Annotated in this window: 2 protein-coding genes; both read left to right on the plus strand. The window is 71.5% G+C overall.

Translation table 11 applies throughout. From position 1 onward, the window contains the following. Positions 1-336: 336 nt before the first annotated feature. Positions 337-2826 carry an aminopeptidase N gene (gene pepN / locus BFF77_RS13045; protein ID WP_066948129.1) on the plus strand — a complete coding sequence of 830 codons (2490 nt, stop codon included), beginning with the start codon at positions 337-339 and terminating at the stop codon, positions 2824-2826. Next, positions 2826-3039 (plus strand): FAD-dependent oxidoreductase (locus BFF77_RS13050; RefSeq protein WP_141698428.1); only part of this gene is annotated, 214 nt, incomplete at its 3' end. The genes pepN and BFF77_RS13050, both read left to right, overlap by 1 nt.

The following is a 3039-nucleotide window of genomic DNA, read 5'->3' on the forward strand; positions in this document are numbered from 1 at the left end:
GGTGCCGACGCGGCCGGCGGAGCCGGGAGAGGTGCCGTCGGGGACGGTGCCGGTGATGCCGGTGGTACCGGTGGTGCGGGCCGCCGCGACCGCTCCCGCCCGCGCCGGGGCCCGTCCCGGCGAATCCCCGTAAGGCCGCGCCCGCACCCGCCACTTCGCCTTGTTCCGCCTTGTTCCGCCCCGGCGACGACATGGCGACGGACGGGACGAAAGGTCCCGCATTGACCGGCGGCGTCCCGGTCCGCCGCCCCGCCGTATGGCATTCCTGTGCTCTTCTTGACGCGGAGAACGATCCGTACGCCCCGATTTCCCGGCCCATCGCGAAAGGACTCACGGATGCCAAGCCTGTCCCATGAGGAAGCCAGTGAGCGCGGTTCTCTGCTCAAAGTCGGCTCCTATCACGTCGAGCTCGACCTGACGACCGGCCCGACAGTTTTCCGCTCGACGACGAAGATCACCTTCGACGCATTCACGGTCGGCGGGGAAACATTCCTGGACATCGCTCCGAAAGAACTTCACTCGGTCACCCTGAATGGCCGTGAACTGGACACCGGAGCACTGGTGGACGGAAGGTTCCCGCTCACCGGACTCGCCTTGGAAAATGAAGTCGTCGTGGTCGCCGACATGAGTTACTCGCACGAGTGCGAGGGGCTGCACCGTTATGTCGATCCCGCCGACGGCGAGACCTATGTGTATTCCTTCGTGTACGTGGACAACGCGCCGCGTGTCTTCGCCTGCTTCGACCAGCCGGACCTGAAGGCCCCCTACGAGTTCGCGCTCCTGGTTCCCGAGACCTGGCAGGTGCTCGGCAACAGCGAGGCCGTCAGGACCGGTCCCGGCCGCTGGAGGCTGACCGAGTCGCCGGCGCTGGCCAGCTATCTCACCGCCGTCGTCGCCGGGCCGTACGCCTCCTTCCGCACCGAGCACGACGGCATACCCCTCGGGCTGCACTGCCGGGCCTCGCTGGCGGACTCCCTGAAGGCCGACGTCGACGAGGTCTTCGAGATCACCGCCCAGTGCCTGGACGCGTACACCGAACTCTTCGGGGTCCGCCATCCGTTCGGAAAGCTCGACCAGGTCTTCGTCCCGGAGTTCAGCGTTCTCTCGCTCGACCACCCCGGCTGTGTGCTGCTCCGCGAGCAGTACCTCTTCAGCTCGGCCGCCACGGACAGCGAGCGGGAGACCAGGGCCGTCGTCCTCGCGCACGGCATCTCGCTGATGTGGCTCGCCGGTCTGGTGACCCACACCTGGTGGGACGACCTCTGGCTGGGCCAGTCGCTCGCCGACTACATGGCGCACCGGATCACGAGCGAGGCCACCCGGTTCGCCGGGCCGCCCACGACCTTCGCCGCCCGCCGCAAGGGCCAGGCGTACGTTCCCGACCAGCGGCCCTCCACACACCCGGTGAGCCTCGAAGGCCCCGACGTCCGTACGGTGCTGCTGGAACTGGACCGCATCTCCTACTTCAAGGGACACTCGGCGCTGCGGCAGCTGGCCGCCCATGTGGGCGACGACGCGCTGCGCGCCGGACTGCGGACCTACTTCGGCCGGCACGCCTACTCGACCGCCACCTTCACGGACTTCCTCGCCGCGCTCAGCGAAGCGGCCGGCACCGACCTGACCGAATGGGCCCAGAAGTGGCTGCGGTCGGCCAACGTCAACACCCTCACCCCCGAAGTCTCCGTCGCCGACGGGCGCATCACCGCGGCGGCGGTGCTCCAGAGCGCCCCGGACAGCCATCCGGTGCTGCGTCCGCACACCATGGACGTGGGCCTCCACTACGGGAACGACAGCGCGACCGTGCGGGTCCACGTCGACGGCGCGCGCACCGAACTGCCGGAACTCGTCGGCCGCCCGGCGCCCGCGCTGCTGCTCCTCAACGACGGCGATCTGACCTACGCCAAGATCCGCTTCGACCCCGCCTCGCTGGCGGCGCTGCCGGACACGCTTCCCGGGCTGTCCCCGCTCAACCGCGCGATGGTGTGGTGCGCGCTGCTGCTCGGCGTCCAGGACGGGACGTATCCCGCCTCCGGCCATCTCGCGCTGGTGACGAGGATGGTCCGGGAGGAGACCGAGCTGTCGATCCTGGCCGAGGTCCTCGAACAGGCCCGCCACGATGTCGCCGACCGGTTCCTGACGCCCCGGGAGCGGCCCGCGGCGATGGCGCGGGTCGCCGACGCCCTGCGGGACAGGCTCGCGCGCACCGCGGCGGACGACGAGCGCCTGATCACCCTCTTCCGGGCCCTGACCGACTTCACCGCGGACGCCGGGGAACTGCGCGGCTGGCTCACCGGGGACGGGCTGCCCGAGGGGCTGACCCTCGACACCGACCTGGGCTGGCGCGTGCGCTACCGGCTCGCCGCCCTGGGCGAACTGGACGCGGCCGGCATCGCCGCGGCCCTGGAGGCCGCACCGGGCGCCGCCGCCGAACAGTTCGCGGCGAAGTGCCGCGCGGCCCTGCCCGACCCGGCCGCCAAGGAGTCGGCGTGGACGGCGATGACGTCCGGCACGGACCTGTCCAACTACGAACTGTGGTCGCTGGCCGAGGGGTTCTGGCAGCCCGAGCAGACGGAGCTGACGGCGCCCTACGTCGACCGGTTCTTCACGGACATGCCCGGCGCGGCCCGGCTCCGCGGCGACCTGGTCCTGGATCTGCTGCTCCGGTTCCTCTACCCGCGCTACGCGGCCACGCCCGGGACACTGCGGTCGGCCGAGCGGATGCTCGCGCTCGACGGCCTTCCGGTGACACTGCGCCGCCGGGCGGCCGACTACACCGACGACCTCCGCCGGGTGGTCGCGGTCCGGGCCGGGCGGACGGAGGAGTAGTGGCGCCGGCCCGGGAGTACGCGATGCGCGTGGCGATCGTCGGCGGCGGAGTCGCGGGCGCCCTGCTCGCCCTGCGGACCGCCCGCGCGCCGGGGGGAGCGCGGGTGGACCTGTTCACCGCGCGCAGCCCGCGGCGCGAGGACGCCTCGGGGGTCTCCGGCGGCCTGGTCCGGGGATTCGAGACCAGTACGGACGCCTGCCGCACGGCCGCCG

It is taken from the genome of Streptomyces lushanensis, from assembly GCF_001700515.1.
Classification (GTDB): domain Bacteria; phylum Actinomycetota; class Actinomycetes; order Streptomycetales; family Streptomycetaceae; genus Streptomyces; species Streptomyces lushanensis.

Coding starts and splice junctions, on each gene's coding strand:
- pepN (WP_066948129.1), top strand. CDS start 337: ATGCCAAGCCTGTCCCATGAGGAAGCCAGTGAGCGCGGTTCTCTGCTC.